The organism is Streptomyces sp. NPDC107498 (assembly GCF_055582805.1).
In genome coordinates this window covers 163,737-182,084 of the sequence record NZ_JBVJPE010000009.1, presented here as the reverse complement: position 1 = coordinate 182,084, position 18,348 = coordinate 163,737, and the positions used below count along the sequence as shown (strand labels likewise).

Below are 18,348 nucleotides of genomic sequence, written 5' to 3'. Positions count from 1 at the left end.
CCGCGGTATGGTGCATTCTCGTGGAAGAATCATGGGTCAATACTCCTGAGTCCCCGACCGTCGACAGCGATCCCGACGAGACCGCGGGCACCGATCTCCATCTCGAACTGTCCGGGGAGGGCGGCCTGCGCGGACAGCTCGCGGACGCCCTCCGGGAGGCCATCAGGTCCGGCCGGCTCCTGCCCGGCACCCGCCTCCCCCCGTACCGCTCGCTCGCCCGCGACCTGGGCATCGCCCGCAACACGGCCGCCGACGCCTACGCCGAACTCGTCGAGGAGGGCTGGCTCTCGGCCCGCCAGGGCTCCGGCACCCGGGTCGCCCAGCGCGCCGCCGTCCACCCGGACCAGCGACGCGGCCCGCAGCGCCGCAACCGCCGCCGCGTGCTGCACGACCTGATGCCCAGCTCCCCCGACGCCGCCGCCTTCCCCCGTACGGCCTGGCTCACCTCCGCCCGCCGGGCCGTCGCCGCGGCTCCCAACGACGCCTTCGGCGTGGGTGATCCACGGGGCAGGCCGGAGCTGCGAGAGGCGCTCGCGGAGTATCTGGCGCGCGCCCGGGGCGTGCGCACCGAACCCGACCGGATCATGATCTGCTCCGGCTTCGCCCACGGCCTCGGGCTGCTCGGCGAGGTCCTCGGCGGGACCTGGGCGGTGGAGTCGTACGGGCTCGAATTCCACCGCGCCGTCCTGGAGGGGGCCGGCCCGCGCACCGTGCCGCTGACCGTCGACGCGTCCGGGGCGCGCGTCGAGGAACTGCCCGACCGGGGCGTACGGGCCGCCCTGCTCACGCCCGCGCACCAGTTCCCCACCGGCGGGCCCCTGCACCCCGAGCGCCGGACGGCGGTCATCGACTGGGCCCGCTCCTCCGGCGGCGTGCTCGTGGAGGACGACTACGACGGCGAGTTCCGCTACGACCGGCAGCCGGTCGGCGCCGTGCAGGGGCTCGACCCCGACCGGGTCGTGTACATCGGCTCGGCGAGCAAGAGCCTGTCCCCGGCGCTGCGGCTGGGCTGGATGGTCCTGCCCGGGTGGCTCGTCGACGACGTCCTCGCCGCCAAGGGACCCCGGGAGATGTGGTCGGGTGTCGTCGACCAGCTGACGCTGGCCGACTTCATCGTCTCCGGGGCCTACGACCGGCATCTGCGGCACATGCGGCGGCACTACCGGCGCCGCCGCGACCTGCTCGTGGACACGCTCGCCGAACGCGCCCCGCACATCCGGGTCGACGGCATCGCGGCCGGACTGCACGCCGTGCTCGAACTCCCCGACGGCACCGAGGACGCCGTGCTGCGGGCGGCCCGGCGGCAGGGACTCGCCCTCGACGGGCTGCGCCCCTACCGCCACCCGGACAGCACCATGGCCCCGCGCGACGGTCTGGTCATCGGCTACGGCACGCCGATGGACCACGCCTTCTCGGGGGCCCTGGACGCCCTGTGCCTGGCGCTGCCCGACCCGGAGGACGAGGAGGACTGACGGCCCCGGGCCGGTGCCGGTTCCCGGGGCCCGGACGCGCCGCGCGGGCGTCCGGGCGCCGGGACCCGGCCACGGCCGTCCCTCAGCGGGCCCCGGGGATCAGCCCGTGCGCGAGTTCGGCCTCCAGCCGGCCGAGGTCCCTGGCGTGCCCGTGGGCCGCGATGTGACCGTCGGGGCGGATCAGGTGGTGGCCGGGACGACCGCAGACCCCGTGCCGGGCGGCCGGGACGTCGTCGGGGCGCACGACCCGCAGCTGGGGCCAGCGGGCCGCGATGTGACCGGCCTCCGTCACCCAGTGGGCGTCCCCGGCGGGCGGGCGCAGCAGCAGCGTCCACGCCGTCGGGTCGGCGTCGGGGCCCGCCGTGCCCAGGGCCAGGGCCGCCGGGCGCGGGAAGACGGTCCCCGGGCCGGACGCCCCGGCGAGCCGGGCCCCCGTGCGGCAGCTCCCGCCCGAGGGACGCTGGGTGTCGCGCTCCGGGGCGTAGGCGAGCCGCCGTCCCGCCATGACCGGCGCGTACAGCCGGGCCGCGGCGCCGGACCGGTCGAGCAGCGTCAGGGCCAGGTCCCGGGCGGCCACCCGGCCGGGGCTGCGCGCGGTCAGCGCCCGGGTGTGCAGGTCGGTGTCGCGGACGATCCTGCGGGTGGCCTCGGCGCGCTCGGTGCCGTAGCTGTCGAGCAGGGTGGCCGGTGAGCGTCCCTGGAGCACGGCGGCGAGCTTCCAGGCGAGGTTGTGCGCGTCCTGGAGGCCGTTGTTCATGCCCTGGCCGCCCGCCGGGCTGTGCACGTGCGCGGCGTCGCCGGCGAGCAGGACCCGGCCGCGCCGGAACTCGGAGGCCCGCCGGGCGTGCACCCGGAAGACGGTCTCCCAGACCGGCTCGGTGATCCGCACCCCCCGGGGACCCCGGGTGTCGATGATCTCCTGCATGGCCTCGCGGGTCATGGTGCCGCCGCCGGGCATGACGGACAGGAAGCGGAAGACCCCGCCGGGCTGGGGCACGACCACCAGGGTGCCCTGGGTGGTCTGGTAGTACGCGATCTCGTCCGCCGGCAGCCTGCCGTCGATGTACGTGTCGACCAGCGCGAACGCCATCTCGTACGTACTGCCCTCGAAGCCGATGCCCAGCTGGCCGCGGACCGCGCTGCCCGCGCCGTCGGCGCCGACGAGGAACGGCACGGCGACGCGCTCGACCGCCCCGTCCTCGTGCTCCAGGACGGCGCGGACCGTGCCGCCGGGGACGACCGCCCCGGAGTGGTCGACGTCGTCCAGGCACAGCAGCCGCACGCCGCGCTCGACCTTCCCGCCCAGCGCGTGCAGCCGTTCGGTCAGGATGCGCTCGGTCTCGTACTGCGGCAGCTGACGGGCGGCCAGGTCCTCGGTGAACCTGAGGGTGGCCACCGGCCGGCGGTCCGAGAAGTACCGGAAGGCGTGCACGGGCACGGAGTTCTCCCGCACCTCCTCCCCCACGCCCAGGTCCATGAGGATGTCCCGGACCCGCGGCCACAGCGACAGGGCCTTGGGCACCGTCGCCGGTTCCCGCGCCCGGTCGACGATCCGCACCCGTACGCCGCGGCGCAGCAGTTCGCACGCGGCGAGCAGTCCGGTGGGACCGCCTCCGACGATCAGGACGTCCGCGTCCCCTGTGGTCATCCGTCTCTCCCTCCCTGTCGCCGGGCCGTCGGGGTCAGGACGGCCGGTCGGCGGAGCGGCGGCGCAGCCGGTCGGCCAGCTCGATCCGCTGGACCTTCATCGTCGCGGTGCGCGGCAGCTCGGCGAGCTTCATCTGGACGGGCTCGGCCAGCAGCGGCCACTCGGCGGTGTGGCTCGCCCAGCGCGCCCGGTCCAGCGGCAGGTCGTCGCGCGTGCACAGGACCGGCACGGCCTCCTGGTGGGGTCCGGGCACGACGACGAGCTCGGTCAGCTCGGGCATGCGGCCCAGGACGACGTCCTCGATCTCCAGGGTGGAGTGGATGCCGGGGATGGCGTCGACCTCGCGGTCGAGGAGGTGCAGACAGCCCTCCTCCGTGCGGTATCCGAGGTCCATGCCGCGCCACCAGCCGCCGTGCACCTGGGTGTCGTAGCGCTGGCGCTCGCCGAGGTAGGTGAGCGCCCGGCCGGCGGCCTGCACGTCGATGTAGCCGGGGTTGTCCCGGGTGACGGGCCGCCCGTCGCGGCTCACCAGCTTGAACTTGGTGTCGCCCGGGAAGGCGTAGCCCTGGCAGCGGCCGTCGGCGCCGTGCGCGGTGGCGCGGGTGAAGGCGCGGCCGACCAGCGGGCCGGTCTCGCTCTGCCCGTAGATCTGGTAGAAGACCGGCGAGCTGCGCTCGGTGGCGTGCAGCAGTTTGTCCATGGTGCTCGGGTGGATGGCGTCGAAGGTGGTGCTGAAGTACTTCACCTGGGCCAGCGGCTTGAGCGGATGGTCGACCAGGACCTCCCACTCCATGAAGGAGTTGGGGTGGGACTCGATGAAGCCGGGCTTCGTCTCGGCCCACAGCGCGGCCGCCTTCTCCGGGTCGGCGTCGTTCATGACGACCATCCGGTTGCCCCGGGGCAGCAGGACGGCCAGGGCCAGCGGCATCCGCGAGTGCACGTACGAGACGTGCAGGGCGACGGTCTCCCGCTCGCGGATCATGTCGAAGAGCTTGGCCTGCGGGCGGTACCGGCCGTGCAGGCTGCGGGCCGAGTGGACCACCAGCTTGGGCAGCCCCGTGGTGCCGGAGGTGTGCGTCATCAGCGCGGGGTGGTCGGGGTGCGGCACGACCGGCTGCTGCCGGGGCGCGCCGGCGAGGTCCGCCAGCGACTCGGTGCCGGGGCGGTTCCCGGCGACGAGGAGCACCTTGGCGGTGATCTCGGCGAGCGGGGTGCCGGCGAAGGCGCCGTCCAGCTTCGCCGTGTCCGTGACGAGGTACGGGCCGCCCAGGCGGCGCAGCAGCGCGACGACGCTGTCGGCGTCCAGGTACGGGGAGAGCTGGACCGGGACGGCGCCGAGCCGGGCGGCGGCGCTGGAGAGGACGTTGATGTCGAAGCCGTTGGACTTGTACAGGGCGACGTGCTCGCCGCGCCGGACGCCCGCCGCGTACAACCGGGCCGCCATGTCGTCGATGTGCTCGGCGAGTTCGGCGAAGGTCAGCTGCCTTCCGGCGTCCGGAAGCAGGTCCAGATCGTGGTCGAGGATGATGAGCTGGTCGCCGTGGTCGGCCGCGGCCCGCTCGGCCACGAGCCCCATGTAGAGGCCCTTGTCGCTGGCCTGGACAGGAAGCATGGTTGTCCGCCTCTCAGGTCGTATCGGGGTGGAAGTCTTGGTGGTGGGGGAATTCAGGCGACGGGGACGGGGGTGGCCCCGGTCGTCTCGGAGGTCCCGGTCGGCTCCGGCGCGCCGTCGCCGGCGAGCAGCGGGCCCAGCAGGGACCTGACGACGCGGATCCCGTCCCGGGTGAGGACCGACTCGGCGTGGAACTGCGCGGAGGCGAAGTGCGGTCCGCGCAGGGCGTGCACCTCGCCGGTGGCCGGGTCGCGGCTCACCTCGACCACGCCGACGCCCGCGCAGTCCTTCTTCTCCTCGGCGCAGTGGGCGGCGAAGGTGTTGTAGAAGCCGACGCTCTCCGGAACGCCGAACAGGTCGATCTCCCGCTGGACGCCCTGGTTGGGGACGTCCCTGCGGAGCAGGTCGAAGCCCAGCTCGCGGGAGAGCACCTGGTGGCTGAGGCAGACGGCGAGGAAGGGCCGGCGCTCGTCGAGCAGCCGGCGGACCGTGCCGCGCAGATGGGCGATCTTGGGGTCGTCGGTGTCGCGCGGATCACCGGGACCCGGGCCCATGACGACCAGGTCGTAGCCGTCGACCGCGTACGGCTCGTCGAAGCGGCGGACCGTCACCACGAGTCCCATCGAACGCAGCTGGTGCCCGATCATCGAGGTGAAGGTGTCCTCGGCGTCGACCACGAGCACCCGCCGGTCGGACAGGGCGGGCTCGGGCCGGGCCCGGGCCGCCTCGTCGGCCAGCCAGTACGCGGCGATCCGGTCGTTGCGGCCGGCCAGCGCCGACCGTACGTCGGGGTGGTCGGCGAAGCGGGTCCGACCGCCGTCGCTGCGCAGGGCGGCGATCAGCCCCGCGGCCTTCGCCCGGGTCTCGGCCGCCTCCGCCACCGGGTCGGAGTGGCGCACCAGGGTGGCGCCGACGCCGATGCGGACCCGGCCGGCGGCGTCGATGTCGGCGGTGCGGATGAGGATGGCCGAGTCCAGTTCGTCGGCGCCGTGCTCGTCGCGCCCGATGAGCGCGACGACCCCGCTGTAGTAGCCGCGGCCCTCGGGTTCGTACCGGCTGATGACCCGCGCCGCGCTCTCCAGCGGGCTGCCGGTCACGGTCGGCGCGAACATCGTCTCGCGCAGGATCTCCCGGGGGTCCCGCGTGGTGCGGCCCTCGATGAAGTACTCGGTGTGGGCGAGGCGCGCCATCTCCCTGAGGTAGGGGCCGGTGACCCGTCCGCCGCCGTCGCAGATCCGCGCCATCATCTTGAGTTCCTCGTCGACGACCATGTACAGCTCGTCGGCCTCCTTGGTGTCGGCGAGGAAGTCCATGACCTCGGGCAGCGTCGGGCCCGAGGCGGGGTAGCGGTACGTGCCGCTGATCGGGTTCATCACCGCCGTGCCGCCCCGGACGCTGATGTGCCGCTCGGGGGTGACGCCGACGAAGGTGCGCTCACCGGTGTGGACGACGAAGGTCCAGTAACCGCCGGACTCCTGCTCGATCAGACGCCGGAAGAGGGTGAGGGCGGTCAGCGGGTCGTAGTCGGTGATCTCGGCGGTGAACGAGCGCTTGACGACGAAGTTGGCGCCCGCGCCCTCGCCGATCTCGTCGGCGACGACCCGGCGCACCGTCTCCGCGTACGCCTCGTCGTCCACGTCGAACCGGCCGCCGGTCAGCCGGATCGGGCGGTCGCCGATCCGGGCCGCGGCCTCGGCGAGCGGGACGGTGTCCTGCTCGGTGACGGTGAGCGCGATCAGCGGAGACCCGTCGTCGGGGGCGTCGAAGCCGCGCTCGGCGATCTGCCGGAACGGGACGACGACCAGCGTGTCGTGGCGGGCCCGGCCCGGGCCCTCGCCGGGCGGCCCGTGCGGGACGTCGGCGAGCGTCGCCGGGTGGGAGACCGTGCCGGTCAGCACCTCCAGGACGCCGGGTCCCGCGGTCTCGGGGCGGTGCAGCACGGCGAACGGCGGCGGCTCGGGGGCGAGGATCCGGGCCAGCGGGTCCCGGGGCTGCGGCGCCCTGCGGGAGTCGGTCATGCGAACGTCTCCTTGGCGGTGGTGACCACGGCGCAGCGCTGGGCGGCGTACGCGAGGGTCGCCCGGTGGGCGTCGGCGGAGAAGTCGGCGACGGCGTCCGCGACGAGGAAGGTCTCGATGTCGTTGGTGAACGACTCGATGGCGGTGGCCAGGACGCCGACGTGGGCGTACACCCCGCACAGGACGAGCTGGTCGCGGCCCGCCTCGCGCATCCGGGTCAGCAGGTCGGTGCGGAAGAAGGCGCTGTAGCGCCACTTGGTGAGGTTCCAGTCGCCGGGGCGGGGGGCGAGTGGCTCGACGACCTCGCGGTCGGCGGGGGCGGCCCGCATGCCCGGACCCCAGAAGTCCTTGAGCAGGCCGCGCTGGGCGTCCGTCATGCCGCCGGGCTGGGCGGTGTAGGCCACCGGGACGCCCAGTGCGGCACCGCGCTCGCGCAACCCGGCCGCGTTCTCGACGAGTTCGGTCCGCAGCTCGGTGGGCAGCGGGGCCAGGAAGTAGCGCTGCATGTCGTGGACGAGGAGCACGGCCCGCGCCGGATCGACCGTCCAGGGGGCGGTGTTGGCGGGCAGCTCCCCGGCTGTCGGCATCGGGTACGGCTCGATGGGTGGGATGCCGGCCATGGCGTCCTCTCCTTGTGGTCGCTCGGGTGGGACGGGTGGGGCGGGGCCGTCAGTTGCCCAGGGAGGCGCCGCCGTCCACGGTGAGGCTGTGCAGGGTGATGTGGAGGGCCTGGTCGGAGAGCAGGAAGACGACGGCCTCCGCGACATCGGCGGGCTGGGCGATCCGCGCCAGCGGGATGCCGACCTTGAACGCCTCCGGAAGGCCCTCGATCGTGCGGCGGCGGCCCGAGTCGTCGTGCCACATCGACGAGAGCATGGGCGTGTCGGTGGAACCGGGCGCGACCACGTTGCAGCGGATGCCGTGGCGGGCCACCTCCAGACCGAGGCTCTTGGTGAACATGGCCGCCGCCGCCTTGGAGGCGGCGTAGGCGGCCATCTCCGTACGGGGCGTGCCGGCCGAGTTGGAGGCGATGGTGACGACGCCGCCGCGGCCCCGGGTCTTCATGCGCCGCACGACGGCGCGCGAGACGCGGAAGACGCCGGCGGTGTTGACCTCGAAGGTGGTGTTCCAGTCCTCGTCGGACAGGCCGACGGCCTCCCCGAGGCGCAGTACGCCGGCGGCGTTGACCAGGTGGTCCACCGGGCCGAGGGTGTCTTCGACCGCCTCGATCGTGCGCTCCACCTCGTCGGCGCTGCGCACGTCCGTGGGGAAGGCCCTGGCCCGGAGTCCCTCCGCGGCGAGTTTGCCCACCAGTTCGTCGAGCCGTTCCGCGTCGCGGTCGACGGCGGCCACGACGACCCCGCGTCCGGCCAGGGCGCGCACGACGGCTCCGCCGATGCCCCCCGCCGCTCCGGTGACGACGGCGATGGTGTTCTCCATGACTTCCCGAGCCTCCATCCACGCTGTGAGAACAGTGCTGACAGTGCTGTTCGGACGCTGCGGCGCGACCGGGGTCGCGCCGCGGCGCCTGTGACCGGGCGGGGTGTCACGCGCTCCAGGCGGAGACCACGGAGACGGCCTGCCCGGGGTTGAGCCGCGGGTCGCAGAAGGTGGTGCGGACGTCTCCCGCCCGGTCGGCGGCCGACGGGTCCGCGACGCACTCGGTGACGGCCTCGGGGGTCGTCTCCAGGTGCAGGCCGCCGGCCACGCCGCCCGCGCCGGTGACCGCGCGCTGGAAGGCCGCCACCTCCCGCTCGACCGTCTCCACGAAGCGGGTCTTGAGGCCGCCCTGGACGGTGACGGTGTTGCCGTGCATCGGATCGGTCAGCCAGATCACCGGGTGCCCGGCCTCCCGGACGGCGCTCACCAGGGGCGGCAGCGCGTCGGCGACGGCGTCGGCCCCCATCCGGGCGATCAGGGTGAGGCGGCCGGGCTCGCGGGCCGGGTCGAGCCTGCCGCACAGGTCGAGCAGCTCCCCGGGGGTCATGCTCGGGCCCACCTTGCAGGCGACCGGGTTGTCCACGCCCGCGAGCAGGGCGACGTGCGCGCCGTCCGGCTGCCGGGTGCGTTCGCCGATCCACGGCCAGTGGGTGGACGTGAGGAGCACCCGGCCGTCCTCGCCGCGGCGCAGCAGGGGCACCTCGTAGTCGAGGAGCAGGGCCTCGTGGCTCGTCCACACCTGGGGGCCGATGCGCTCCCCGGCCGGGGGGCCGGGCTGCCAGCCGAGGTGGCCCATGACGTCCTGGGCGGCCATGAATCCGGTGAGCAGCCGCAGCGGGTCGGGGCGCCTGCTGTCCGGATCGGGGGCCGGGTCGTTGACCATGTGCCCCCGGTAGACGGGCAGTTCGACGCCGTCGACGATCTCGGTGGGCTGGGAGCGCGGCTTGGCGTACTGGCCGGCGATGCGGCCGACCCGCAGCACCGGCCGGTGGGTGATCAGGCCCAGGACACCGGCGAGCAGGTCGAGCACCGCCGCCTTGCGGGCGATGTCGGGGGCGGTGCACTCGGCCGGGTCCTCGGCGCAGTCGCCCGCCTGGATCACGTGGGCCTCGCCCGCGGCGACCCGGGCGAGGAGCCGCTTGAGCCGGAGGACGTCGGCGCCGGCCACCAGGGGCGGCCGGACGGCCAGTTCGCCCCGGACCCGCCGCGCCTGCGAGGCGTCCTCCCACACGGGCTGGTGCAGGGCTGGTTTCAGGTGGATGTCGAGCAGGGCGTTCTCCACGGGTGCCTCCGGGATGTGGGCTCGGGTCAGGCGGTGCGCAGGCCGCGACCTAGGGCGGCGGCGATCTCCACGGTGCGGCGGGTCTGGTACTCGATGGCCGCCAGGTGGTCCTCGTGGACGTTGCCGGGCTGGTTCGCCGACACGCTGCTGACGCCGTACGGATTGCCGTTGTGCGGGGTCAGCTGGATGGGGTCGGCGACGCCGGGCGGGACGATGATGGCGCCCCAGTGGTAGAAGGCGTTGTTGAGGGCGAGGAGGGTGCTCTCCTGGCCGCCGTGCAGCGTCGCGGTGGAGGTGAAGGAGGACATCACCTTGTTGAGCAGTCCGCGCCGCGCGTGCAGCGGCAGGGTCTGGTCGATGAACTGCTTGAGCGACGCGGCGGGCAGGCCGTAGCGGCCGGGCGTGCCCCAGAGCACCGCGTCGGCCCACTCCAGGTCCTCCAGGGTGGCCTCCGGGACGTCCTGGACGGCGTCGAGGTGCTCGGCCCAGGCGGCGTTCCAGGCGGCGTTGTCCGGGACGACGCTCTCGGTGGTGAGTTCGGCGGTCCTGCGCAGCCGGACCTCGGCGCCGGCCTTCTCGGCGGCGGCGGCCGCGGCGACGGCGAGCCGGTGCACGTTGCCCTGCGACGAGTAGTAGATGACGGCGACGTTCGTCATGTCCGGTGACTCCCTCTGCTGTGCGCTCGGTCGGCCCGATCCTGTGCGGCGGCACCCACCCCCGCCAACGCCCGTCGGGACCATCCGTCAACTGGCCCCGGCGATCCGTCAGGTCCGCCTCCCGGGTCCGTCAGGTGCGTCCGGAGGCACCGGTGACGACCTGACGGACCAGCTGCGGAACGGCCCCTGGACGGCGCGAACGGCCGCTGCGGAGGGGTAGGTCAGGACGTGGGGGCGGCGCGCCCGACGCGTCGGGGCCGGTCGCAGCGGGCGGGGCGGCCCCGGGCCCCGGAAGGCCCGCGGACGGTCCCCCGGACCTCGGAAAGCCCGCGGACGGTCCCCGGGCCTCGGAAAGCCCGCGGACGGCCCCCGGATTCGGAAAGCCCGCGGATGGTCCCCCAGGCCCGGGAGGCCCGCGGGTGGCCCCCCGGCCTCAGAAGGCCGCGCCGACCAGCGGCCCGCACCGTTCGCTCAGCATGGCGACGACGTGGGCGGCCGAGGCGAGCGTCATGTGCCGGTGCCAGCCGGTGAACGACCGCCCCGAGAAGTCCCTGATGCCGACCCCGTCGGCGATCTCCGTGAGGTCCCGTTCCGCGCGGCGGGGCAGCGCGGTCAGCCGGAGCAGCTCGTGGACGCCCAGGGAGGTCAGGTCGGTGAGCCACAGTTCCACGGGCCAGTGCCCGCGCTCGGCCACACCCATCAGCAGCAGCGGCCCCTCGGGCCGCCCCGGCCGGTGCCCGGGGTGCGCGGTGGGCGAGAGCGTCGCGCGGACGGTGACCACCGGGCCGTGCGGCAGGAGGCCGTCGGCGGGCTGCCCGCCCGGGCGCCGGATGTGCCAGATCGTCGACATGATCTGCTGGGCCGTCATGCTGACGCCGCGGCGCGGGAAGGCGGCGTCCTCCGCGGTGAGCCGGAGCGTTCCGTCGACCCGCAGCAGCATCGGGGTGTCCGCGGCCCGCAACCGCTCGACGACGGCGGCCACGTCCGTCTCCCGGGCGTCCATCACCACGGGCCTGACCGGCAGCCGGCTCTTCTTGATCAGGTCCTGGTAGGCCCTGACCAGCGACTGGCCCAGGTTCTCGGGCACCTCGGTGTCCGGGATGGACGCCTGCCGCCGCAGGCTCCGGTCGGCCAGCCACCGCGGCGGCAGTCGGAGCCGCCAGTTCAGCGGACTGCTCCACTCCGGCGCCGCGCCCCACACGGCCACCGCCTGCTGGGAGTTGACCACCTGGCCGAGCGCGGGAACGAAGCGCCGCTCGACGCCCACGGAGGTGTCCCCGGCCTTGGGGATGACCACCGGGTGGACGACGTACGCCTCGGGCCGCGCGACCCGCTCCACGTACTGCCCGAGGGCCCGACGCACCGGCGCCCAGTCCCAGGTGGAGCTGGCGATGAAGTGGTGGAGGCTCTGCTCGGTGGCGTCGTCGCCGTAGAGCGCGGCGATGCTGCGGATGGACTTGCGTCCGTCGGCCTCCAGCAGGCCGCGAAGGTACGTCATCCCCTTGGTGCGCTGGTCGCGGCGGGACATCGAGGCGAACAGCTCGGCGCCCAGCTCGGCGAGCAGTTCCTCCCGGGTCCTGCCGTAGGGCCAGTCGCCCGGGAAGGCGCTTCCCGGCGCCTTCCCGAGGACGTGGGCCGACTGCGGGATGGTGCCTATCATTCGGGTCCCCCTAAACCGGTGCGGGCGATCGTAAGGGCGTGGGCGTGCGACCACGGGCGGTCGGCCCGTACTGCGATCCGGCCGTTCGCCCACGGCACCGGAGACTCACACGGCACAACCAAGGGGGAATCAAGGAATGGCAAACGCGCAGGCGGCGAGCGTGCGGCGCGGGCGCACGGCGGACCGGCCGGAGGGGGCGTATCCGGCCGTTCCGCCCGACTTTCGGCCGTCCGGGCGGGGCACGGCGGCCGGGGGAGGGCCGATGCGCCGCCGATACTAGCCCGACTCGTGGAGAACGTTGCTAACCCGGTTAGTAGACGGCCGGGTTCGCTGCCCGGAGGCCGAACCCGGAGGCACGCGGCGGCCGCGCGGGGACACGGCGGCCGCGGCGCGCATCAGCCCGTGACGGCTCCCGTCAGCAACTGCTCCGGGGCGGCGGTGAGCGGGCGGCCCAGGAGCGAGCGGAGCATCGCGTAGCCGCGGGTGTCCCCGGCGAGGACGCCGCCGAGCAGGATGCGGCCGTCGGCGGCGAGGACCAGCTTGGCGTAGCTGCCGGTGGTCCCGTCCTCGCGGACGAACTCCAGGGCGCCCTCGGTGCGGGCGTGGACGTCGCCGAAGCCCGCGACGTCCACGCCGAGCAGCTTGAGCCTGGCCGACAGGTCGGCCCCGGGGAACGGCTCGTGCGGGGCGCCGAGCAGCTGGCGGGCGACGGCCTCGGCCATCCGCAGGCCCGGGGCTGCGAGGCCGTGGCAGCGGCCCAGCACGGCGGCGCACTCCCCCACGGCCCAGACCCGCGCGTCGGCGGTGCGGCAGTGCTCGTCGACGTGGAAGCCGCCGCGCTCGCCGCGCGCGAGCCCGGCGGGCCCGGCCAGTTCGTCGCGGGGGCGGACCCCGGCGGAGAACACCACGGCGCGGGCCGGCAGGACGGTGCCGTCGGAGAGCGTCACACCGGCCGCGCGCCCGTCGTGGCCCGCGTCGACCGAGGCGACGACCCGGCCGCAGTGGACGCCCACCCCGAGCCCGCCCACCAGCCGGGCGAGGACCCGGCCGCCGCCCTCGTCGAGCTGGAGGGGCATCAGGTGCGGGGCCAGCTCGACGACGTGCGGCCGCATTCCGAGCAGCAGCAGCGCCCGCGCGGCCTCCAGACCGAGCAGGCCGCCGCCGATCACGACGCCCGCCTCGCCGGGCCGCGCGGCGGCGCGGAGCGCGTCGAGGTCGTCGATCGTGCGGTACGTGAAGCAGCCGGGCAGCTCGCGGCCGGGCACGGGCGGCACGAAGGGGCTCGACCCGGTCGCCAGGACGAGCGCGTCGTAGCGGAGGACCGTGCCGTCGGAGCAGGTCACCGTGCGGGCGGCCCGGTCGACGGCGGTGACGCGGGTGTCCAGCCGCAGGTCGGTCCGGGGGTCGTCGACCAGTCCCGGCGCGGCGAGGGCGAGTTCGGCGGCGGTCCGTCCTTCGAGGTACGAGGAGAGGGCGACCCGGTCGTAGGCGGGGCGCGGCTCCTCCGCCACGACGGTGATCCGCCACCGGCCCGTGCGGTCGCCGGCCCGGACCTCCTCGACGAGCCGGTGCCCGGCCATGCCGTGGCCGACGACGACGAGGGAACGGGTCATGGCGCGGCCTCCCGGGACGCTTCGGCGGCCTTCCCGCAGATCCCCCGCACGAGGGCGGCGCAGCTGCCGCAGCCGGTGGTGGCGCGGGTGGCGGCGGCGAGCGCGGGCAGGTCCCGCGCGCCGTCCCGCCAGGCCCGCAGGAGGGTTCCCCGGGTGACGTTGTTGCACTGGCAGACCACGGCGGTGTCCGGGAGCTCCGCGTCGCCCGCGTACTCCTCGGTGGACCCGAGCAGGAGGGCGAGCCGGTCGGCGGGGGCGGGACGGTCCTCGGCGTACAGCAGGCCGACGGCGGAGGCGGCCCCGGGCAGACCGAGCAGGACGGCGGCCCGGATCCGGCCGTCGCGGAGCAGGAGGCGCCCGTAGCGCCCGCGCGCGGGGTCGGAGAGCTCCACCCGCTCGTCACCGGCGGACCCGGCGCCGTCCGCGCCGTCCGCGCCGTCCGGCGGGCCGACGACGGCGAGGTCGATGCCGGTGAGCCGGGGGCGGACGGTGCGGCGCGCGGGGCCCGGGGCGCCCGTCGTGCCGGTGAGGGTGCGGGCCAGGGCGTCCGCCTGGTCCCAGGCGGACGCCAGGGTGCCGTGGGCGCCGGGTCCGGGGGGCTCGGCGCAGTCGCCGAGGGCGTACACGTGGGGGGCGGAGGTCCGCAGCAGGTCGTCGACGACGACCCCGCGCCGGGCGGTCAGCCCGGCCGCGCGGGCGAGCGCGGTGTCCGGCCGGCTGCCGGTGCACAGCAGCAGGGTGCCGGCGGCCAGCGGGCTCCCGTCGTCGAGGAGCACCTTGCCGGACTCCGTGCCGACGACCCGCCGCCCCGTCTCCAGGACGAGCCCGGCGTCCCGGAGCGCCGCGGCCAGCAGGGTGCCGACGCGGGCGTCGAGCAGCCGGTGCAGCGGGTGCGGGCCGGGGTGGACGAGGGTGACGTCGTGTCCGGCGCGGGCCAGGGCGTGGCCGGTCTCGACGCCGCGCAGTCCGCCGCCGGCCACCACGACGGGTTCCCGGCCGGGCGGGCGGGCGTCGCCGAGGGCGTGCGGGTGCCGCACGTCGGGCGCGAACCGGCCGCCGCCCCGGTCGAGTCGGGGGACGACGGGCCGGGAGCCGGTGGCGAGCACGAGGACGTCGTACGGGTGGGCGGCGCCGTCCTCGGTCCGTACGAGACGGCGGCGGCGGTCGATCGAGGTCGCCCGGGTCCCGGTGCGGATCCGGGTCCCGGCCGGGAGTTCGGGCAGCTCCAGGCCCTCCGGGGTCAGCGTGCCGTCGAGGACGGCGGTGAGCAGGGCCCGGTTGTACGCGGGCCGTGGCTCGGCCCCCAGGACGGTGACGGGCCCGGGGTGGCCGTGGTGGTGGAGCCGCTGGACCAGGCGGTGCGCGGCGGGGCCGTTGCCGACGACGAGGACTCCGGTCACGGCGCGCCCCCGGTGGGTCCGTCCTCCGGCCAGGGCTCGACGCGCACGGCGCTGACCTTGAACTCGGGCATCCGGCTGGTCGGGTCGAGGGCGGTGCCGGTCAGCAGGTTGGCCCGCCCGGCGCCCGGGAAGTGGAACGGCAGGAAGACGGTGTCGGTGCGCAGGGTGCGCACCAGCCGCACGCGGGCGACGACGCTGCCGCGCGCCGAGGAGATCCGGGCCAGGCCGTTCTCGCGCAGGCCGTGGCGGGCGGCGGTGTCGGGGTGGACCTCCACGTGCGCCTCGGGCGCGGCGGTGACGAGCTCGGGCACCCGGCGGGTCTGGGCGCCGGACTGGTAGTGGGCGAGGACCCGGCCGGTGGTGGCGTGGAGGGGGTAGGAGGCGTCGGGCGTCTCGGCGGCGTCACGGTGGTCGACGGCGGCGAACCGCGCCCGGCCGTCGGGGTGCGCGAAGCGGTCGAGGAACAGCCGGGGCGTCCCCGGGTGCGCGCCGGGCGCCCCGGTGGGCGCCGCGCCCTCGCCGGCCGGCGCCTCCTCGGGGCAGGGCCAGTGCAGCGCCTCCCCCGCGTCGAGGCGCGCGTAGCTGATGCCGGAGTAGTCGGCGCGGCCGCCCCGGGAGGCGCGCCGCAGTTCGTCGAAGACGGTGCGGGGGTCGGTGGGGAAGCGGTCCGCGGGCTGGCCGAGGCGGATCGCGAGGCCGTGCAGCACCTCCAGGTCGGTGCGGACGGAGGCGGGCGGCGCGGTCACGGGCCGGCGGCGCAGGACGCGGCCCTCGAGGCTGGTCGTGGTGCCGTCCTCCTCGGCCCACTGGGCCACCGGCAGGACGACGTCGGCGAGTTCGGTGGTCTCGGAGGGCACCAGGTCGGCGACGACCAGCAGGTCGAGGGCGGCGAGCCGGCGGGCCACGTGGGCGGCGTGCGGGGCGGACACGACGGGGTTGGAGCCGAAGACGAGCAGGGCGCGGGGGCCGCCGGGGGTGCCGAGCGCGTCGAGGAGTTCGTACGCGCTGCGGCCGGGTCCCGGCAGCGCGTCGGGCGGCACTCCCCACACCCCGGCGACGTGCGCCCGGGCGGCCGGGTCGGTGATCGACCGGTAGCCGGGCAGCTGGTCGGCCTTCTGGCCGTGCTCGCGGCCGCCCTGGCCGTTGCCCTGGCCGGTGAGGCAGCCGTAGCCGCTGCCGGCCCTGCCGGGCAGGCCGAGGGCGAGGGCGAGGTTGACGAAGGCGGCGGCGGTGTCGGTGCCCTTGCTGTGCTGCTCGGCGCCGCGGCCGGTGAGGACGTAGGCGTTGCGTGCTCCGGCGAGGATGCGCACGGCCTCGCGCTGGTCGGCGGCGGGCACGCCGGTGACCTGTTCCACCCGCTCGGGCCACCAGGCGACGGCGTGCCGCCAGGCGGCGTCGAAGCCGCGGGTGCGGGCGTCGAGGTACTCCTTGTCGAGGTGGCCCTCGGTCACGACGAGGTGGAGCAGGCCGAGGGCGAGCGCGAGGTCCGTACCGGGGGCGGGCTGGAGGTGCAGGGCGGCCTGTTCGGCGGTGCGGGTGCGGCGCGGGTCGATGACGACGAGCCGGGGGCGGGTCAGGTGCCGCATCAGCGGGGGCATGGTCTCCGCGGGGTTGGCGCCGGCCAGCAGGACCACGTCGGCGTCGCCGAGGTCGGTGACGGGGAACGGCAGCCCCCGGTCGAGTCCGAAGGCCGCGTTGCCCGCGGCGGCGGCCGACGCCATGCAGAAGCGTCCGTTGTAGTCGATCTGGCTGGTGCCGAGCGCGACCCGGGCGAACTTGCCCAGCGCGTACGCCTTCTCGTTGGTGAGCCCGCCGCCGCCGAACACCGCGACGGAGTCCGGCCCGTGTGCCCGCCGCAGCCGGGCGAGCCGGCCGGCGACCAGGTCGAGGGCGGTGTCCCAGGAGGCCGGGGCGAGCGTGCCGCCGGTCCCGCGCACCAGGGGGGTGCGCAGCCGGTCGGGCACGGAGAGCAGGGTGGGGGCGGTCCAGCCCTTCTGGCACAGTCCCCCCTGGTTGACCGGGAAGTCGGGGGACGGCTCGACCTCGACCCGGGGGCCGACGCGGTGCAGCAGGGTGCCGCACTGGAGGGCGCAGTAGGCGCAGTGGGTCTCGGCGGTGACGGCGCCGCCCGGCGCGCGGTCAGTGGACACGGGTGGGGCGGGGCCGGGCCGGACGGGGGGCGGAGCGCTCGGGACGGCGCGGGTGCACGTACACCTTCAGGAGCACGAGCACGCACAGGGCGTAGAAGCCGAGGAAACTGAGGAAGGCGGCCTCGCCGCTGCCCGCGGGGCCCTGGTACGAGGCGCGGAACACCAGGTTGATGGCGACGCCGCCGAGCGCGCCGATCGCCCCGGCGATGCCGATGACGGCGCCGGACAGGCGCCGGGCGCGGGCGAAGGCGGGGCGGGCGGCGGCGCCTTCCGTGATGGCGGCCTCGGCGTCCCGGGCGAAGACGTCCGGGATCATCTTGTACGTCGAGCCGTTGCCCGCGCCGCTGAGCACGAACAGGACGGTGAAGCCGGCGACGAACAGGCCGAAGGAGCCGGCCCGGGAGGCGGCCAGCAGGCCGAGGGTGCCCGCGCCGAGGCCGACGAAGGCCCACAGGGTGACCCGGGGACCGCCCCACCGGTCGGCGGCCTTGCCGCCGAGGGGCCGGGCCACGGAGCCGAGGAGCGGTCCGATGAAGGTGAGGGAGGCCGCCTCCAGGGGGGTGGAGCCGAACTGGCTCTGGAGGACGAGTCCGAAGGCGAAGCCGTAGCCGATGAACGAGCCGAAGGTGCCGATGTAGAGCAGCGAGATCCACCAGGTGTGCCGGGACGCGGCGGCCTCGCGGAGCGCTCCCGGCGCGGCGCGCACGGCGTCGACGTTGTCCATGGTGAGCGCGGCCAGCAGGGTGACGACCGCGATGAGGGGCAGGTAGACGGCGACCACGTAGGCGGGGTGGGCGTCGCCCGCGGTGGCGATGACGAGCAGGCCGAGGAGCTGGACGACGGCGACCCCGAGGTTGCCGCCGCCGGCGTTCAGGCCGAGGGCCCAGCCCTGGTGCCGCTGCGGGTAGAAGATGGTGATGTTGGTCATCGACGAGGCGAAGTTCGCGCCGCCGGCCCCGCCCGTGGCGCCGATGAGCAGGAACACCCAGAGCGGGGTGCCGGGGCGCTGCACGAAGACGAGGGCGAGGACGGCCGGCACGAGCAGCACGGCCGAGGCGAAGACCGTCCAGTTGCGGCCGCCGAAGCGGGTCACGGCGTAGCTGTACGGCAACCGGAGCACGGCGCCGACCAGGGTGGGGGTCACGACCAGCAGGAACTTCTCGGCGGGGGCGAAGCCCAGGCCGATCTCCGGGGACATGAACAGGACCAGCACCGACCACAGGCTCCACACGGAGAAGCCGATGTGCTCGGACAGGACGGACATCAGCAGGTTGCGGCGGGCGATCCGCTTGCCGCTGTTTTCCCAGAACTCCTCGTTCTCCGGGTCCCAGCCCTCGATCCACCGGCCGGGAACGGACTGTCGGGTGCTCATGCGTGATCGGTCTCCTGTGGGGATG

The 18,348-nt window shown here is 75.3% G+C and carries 13 protein-coding genes; 1 reads left to right on the top strand and 12 read right to left on the bottom strand.

All coding sequences use genetic code 11. The annotated features are described in order from the left end of the window. The first annotated feature begins 20 nt into the window (after positions 1-20). Positions 21-1,472, top strand: coding sequence for a MocR-like pyridoxine biosynthesis transcription factor PdxR (gene pdxR, locus ACZ66Z_RS18305; protein WP_469935080.1), 1,452 nt, complete (start codon positions 21-23; stop codon positions 1,470-1,472). Positions 1,473-1,554: 82 nt separating this feature from the next. Here pdxR and ACZ66Z_RS18300 read toward each other — a convergent pair whose 3' ends face one another. From ACZ66Z_RS18300 to ACZ66Z_RS18245, 12 genes are all read right to left on the bottom strand, one after another. Continuing rightward, the gene (locus ACZ66Z_RS18300) at positions 1,555-3,120 is read right to left on the bottom strand and encodes an FAD-dependent monooxygenase (protein ID WP_469935078.1); all 1,566 of its coding nucleotides are present in this window, start codon (positions 3,118-3,120) and stop codon (positions 1,555-1,557) included. 34 nt (positions 3,121-3,154) lie between these two features. Continuing rightward, entirely contained in the window at positions 3,155-4,732 is a 1,578-nt protein-coding gene (locus ACZ66Z_RS18295) for a class I adenylate-forming enzyme family protein (RefSeq protein ID WP_469935076.1), read from the bottom strand. Positions 4,733-4,785: 53 nt separating this feature from the next. Continuing rightward, complete coding sequence (locus ACZ66Z_RS18290) at positions 4,786-6,750, bottom strand: anthranilate synthase family protein (protein ID WP_469935074.1); 1,965 nt, start codon at positions 6,748-6,750, stop codon at positions 4,786-4,788. Then, positions 6,747-7,370 carry an isochorismatase family protein gene (locus tag ACZ66Z_RS18285; protein WP_469935072.1) on the bottom strand — a complete coding sequence of 208 codons (624 nt, stop codon included), beginning with the start codon at positions 7,368-7,370 and terminating at the stop codon, positions 6,747-6,749. The genes ACZ66Z_RS18290 and ACZ66Z_RS18285 overlap by 4 nt, the downstream gene beginning before the upstream one ends. Positions 7,371-7,419: 49 nt before the next feature. Then, complete coding sequence (locus ACZ66Z_RS18280; protein WP_469935070.1) at positions 7,420-8,190, bottom strand: 2,3-dihydro-2,3-dihydroxybenzoate dehydrogenase; 771 nt, start codon at positions 8,188-8,190, stop codon at positions 7,420-7,422. A gap of 106 nt (positions 8,191-8,296) precedes the next feature. Then, the gene (locus ACZ66Z_RS18275) at positions 8,297-9,472 is read right to left on the bottom strand and encodes a 3-deoxy-7-phosphoheptulonate synthase (protein WP_469935068.1); all 1,176 of its coding nucleotides are present in this window, start codon (positions 9,470-9,472) and stop codon (positions 8,297-8,299) included. Between the two features lie 26 nt (positions 9,473-9,498). Then, a complete protein-coding gene (locus tag ACZ66Z_RS18270; protein WP_469935066.1) occupies positions 9,499-10,128 on the bottom strand; it encodes an NAD(P)H-dependent oxidoreductase in 630 nt (209 codons plus the stop codon). Positions 10,129-10,561: 433 nt separating this feature from the next. Beyond that, positions 10,562-11,788 (bottom strand): IS701 family transposase, encoded by a 1,227-nt coding sequence (locus ACZ66Z_RS18265; protein ID WP_469935064.1) that lies wholly within the window; start codon positions 11,786-11,788, stop codon positions 10,562-10,564. A gap of 395 nt (positions 11,789-12,183) precedes the next feature. Beyond that, positions 12,184-13,401: an FAD-dependent oxidoreductase gene (locus ACZ66Z_RS18260; RefSeq protein ID WP_469935062.1), complete on the bottom strand. Its 1,218-nt coding sequence runs from the start codon at positions 13,399-13,401 to the stop codon at positions 12,184-12,186. Beyond that, positions 13,398-14,801 carry an FAD-dependent oxidoreductase gene (locus tag ACZ66Z_RS18255; protein ID WP_469935060.1) on the bottom strand — a complete coding sequence of 468 codons (1,404 nt, stop codon included), beginning with the start codon at positions 14,799-14,801 and terminating at the stop codon, positions 13,398-13,400. The genes ACZ66Z_RS18260 and ACZ66Z_RS18255 overlap by 4 nt, the downstream gene beginning before the upstream one ends. Continuing rightward, complete coding sequence (locus ACZ66Z_RS18250) at positions 14,798-16,951, bottom strand: molybdopterin oxidoreductase family protein (protein ID WP_469935058.1); 2,154 nt, start codon at positions 16,949-16,951, stop codon at positions 14,798-14,800. The genes ACZ66Z_RS18255 and ACZ66Z_RS18250 overlap by 4 nt, the downstream gene beginning before the upstream one ends. Then, complete coding sequence (locus ACZ66Z_RS18245) at positions 16,941-18,323, bottom strand: nitrate/nitrite transporter (protein ID WP_469935056.1); 1,383 nt, start codon at positions 18,321-18,323, stop codon at positions 16,941-16,943. The genes ACZ66Z_RS18250 and ACZ66Z_RS18245 overlap by 11 nt, the downstream gene beginning before the upstream one ends. Positions 18,324-18,348: the final 25 nt, after the last annotated feature.

What these genes read in the sequence shown, in the direction of transcription:
- ACZ66Z_RS18265 (WP_469935064.1), bottom strand. Translation starts at nt 11,788, where the DNA reads ATGATAGGCACCATCCCGCAGTCGGCCCACGTCCTCGGGAAGGCGCCG.
- ACZ66Z_RS18260 (WP_469935062.1), bottom strand. Translation starts at nt 13,401, where the DNA reads ATGACCCGTTCCCTCGTCGTCGTCGGCCACGGCATGGCCGGGCACCGG.
- ACZ66Z_RS18245 (WP_469935056.1), bottom strand. Translation starts at nt 18,323, where the DNA reads ATGAGCACCCGACAGTCCGTTCCCGGCCGGTGGATCGAGGGCTGGGAC.
- ACZ66Z_RS18290 (WP_469935074.1), bottom strand. Translation starts at nt 6,750, where the DNA reads ATGACCGACTCCCGCAGGGCGCCGCAGCCCCGGGACCCGCTGGCCCGG.
- ACZ66Z_RS18280 (WP_469935070.1), bottom strand. Translation starts at nt 8,190, where the DNA reads ATGGAGAACACCATCGCCGTCGTCACCGGAGCGGCGGGGGGCATCGGC.
- ACZ66Z_RS18285 (WP_469935072.1), bottom strand. Translation starts at nt 7,370, where the DNA reads ATGGCCGGCATCCCACCCATCGAGCCGTACCCGATGCCGACAGCCGGG.
- ACZ66Z_RS18295 (WP_469935076.1), bottom strand. Translation starts at nt 4,732, where the DNA reads ATGCTTCCTGTCCAGGCCAGCGACAAGGGCCTCTACATGGGGCTCGTG.
- ACZ66Z_RS18270 (WP_469935066.1), bottom strand. Translation starts at nt 10,128, where the DNA reads ATGACGAACGTCGCCGTCATCTACTACTCGTCGCAGGGCAACGTGCAC.
- ACZ66Z_RS18300 (WP_469935078.1), bottom strand. Translation starts at nt 3,120, where the DNA reads ATGACCACAGGGGACGCGGACGTCCTGATCGTCGGAGGCGGTCCCACC.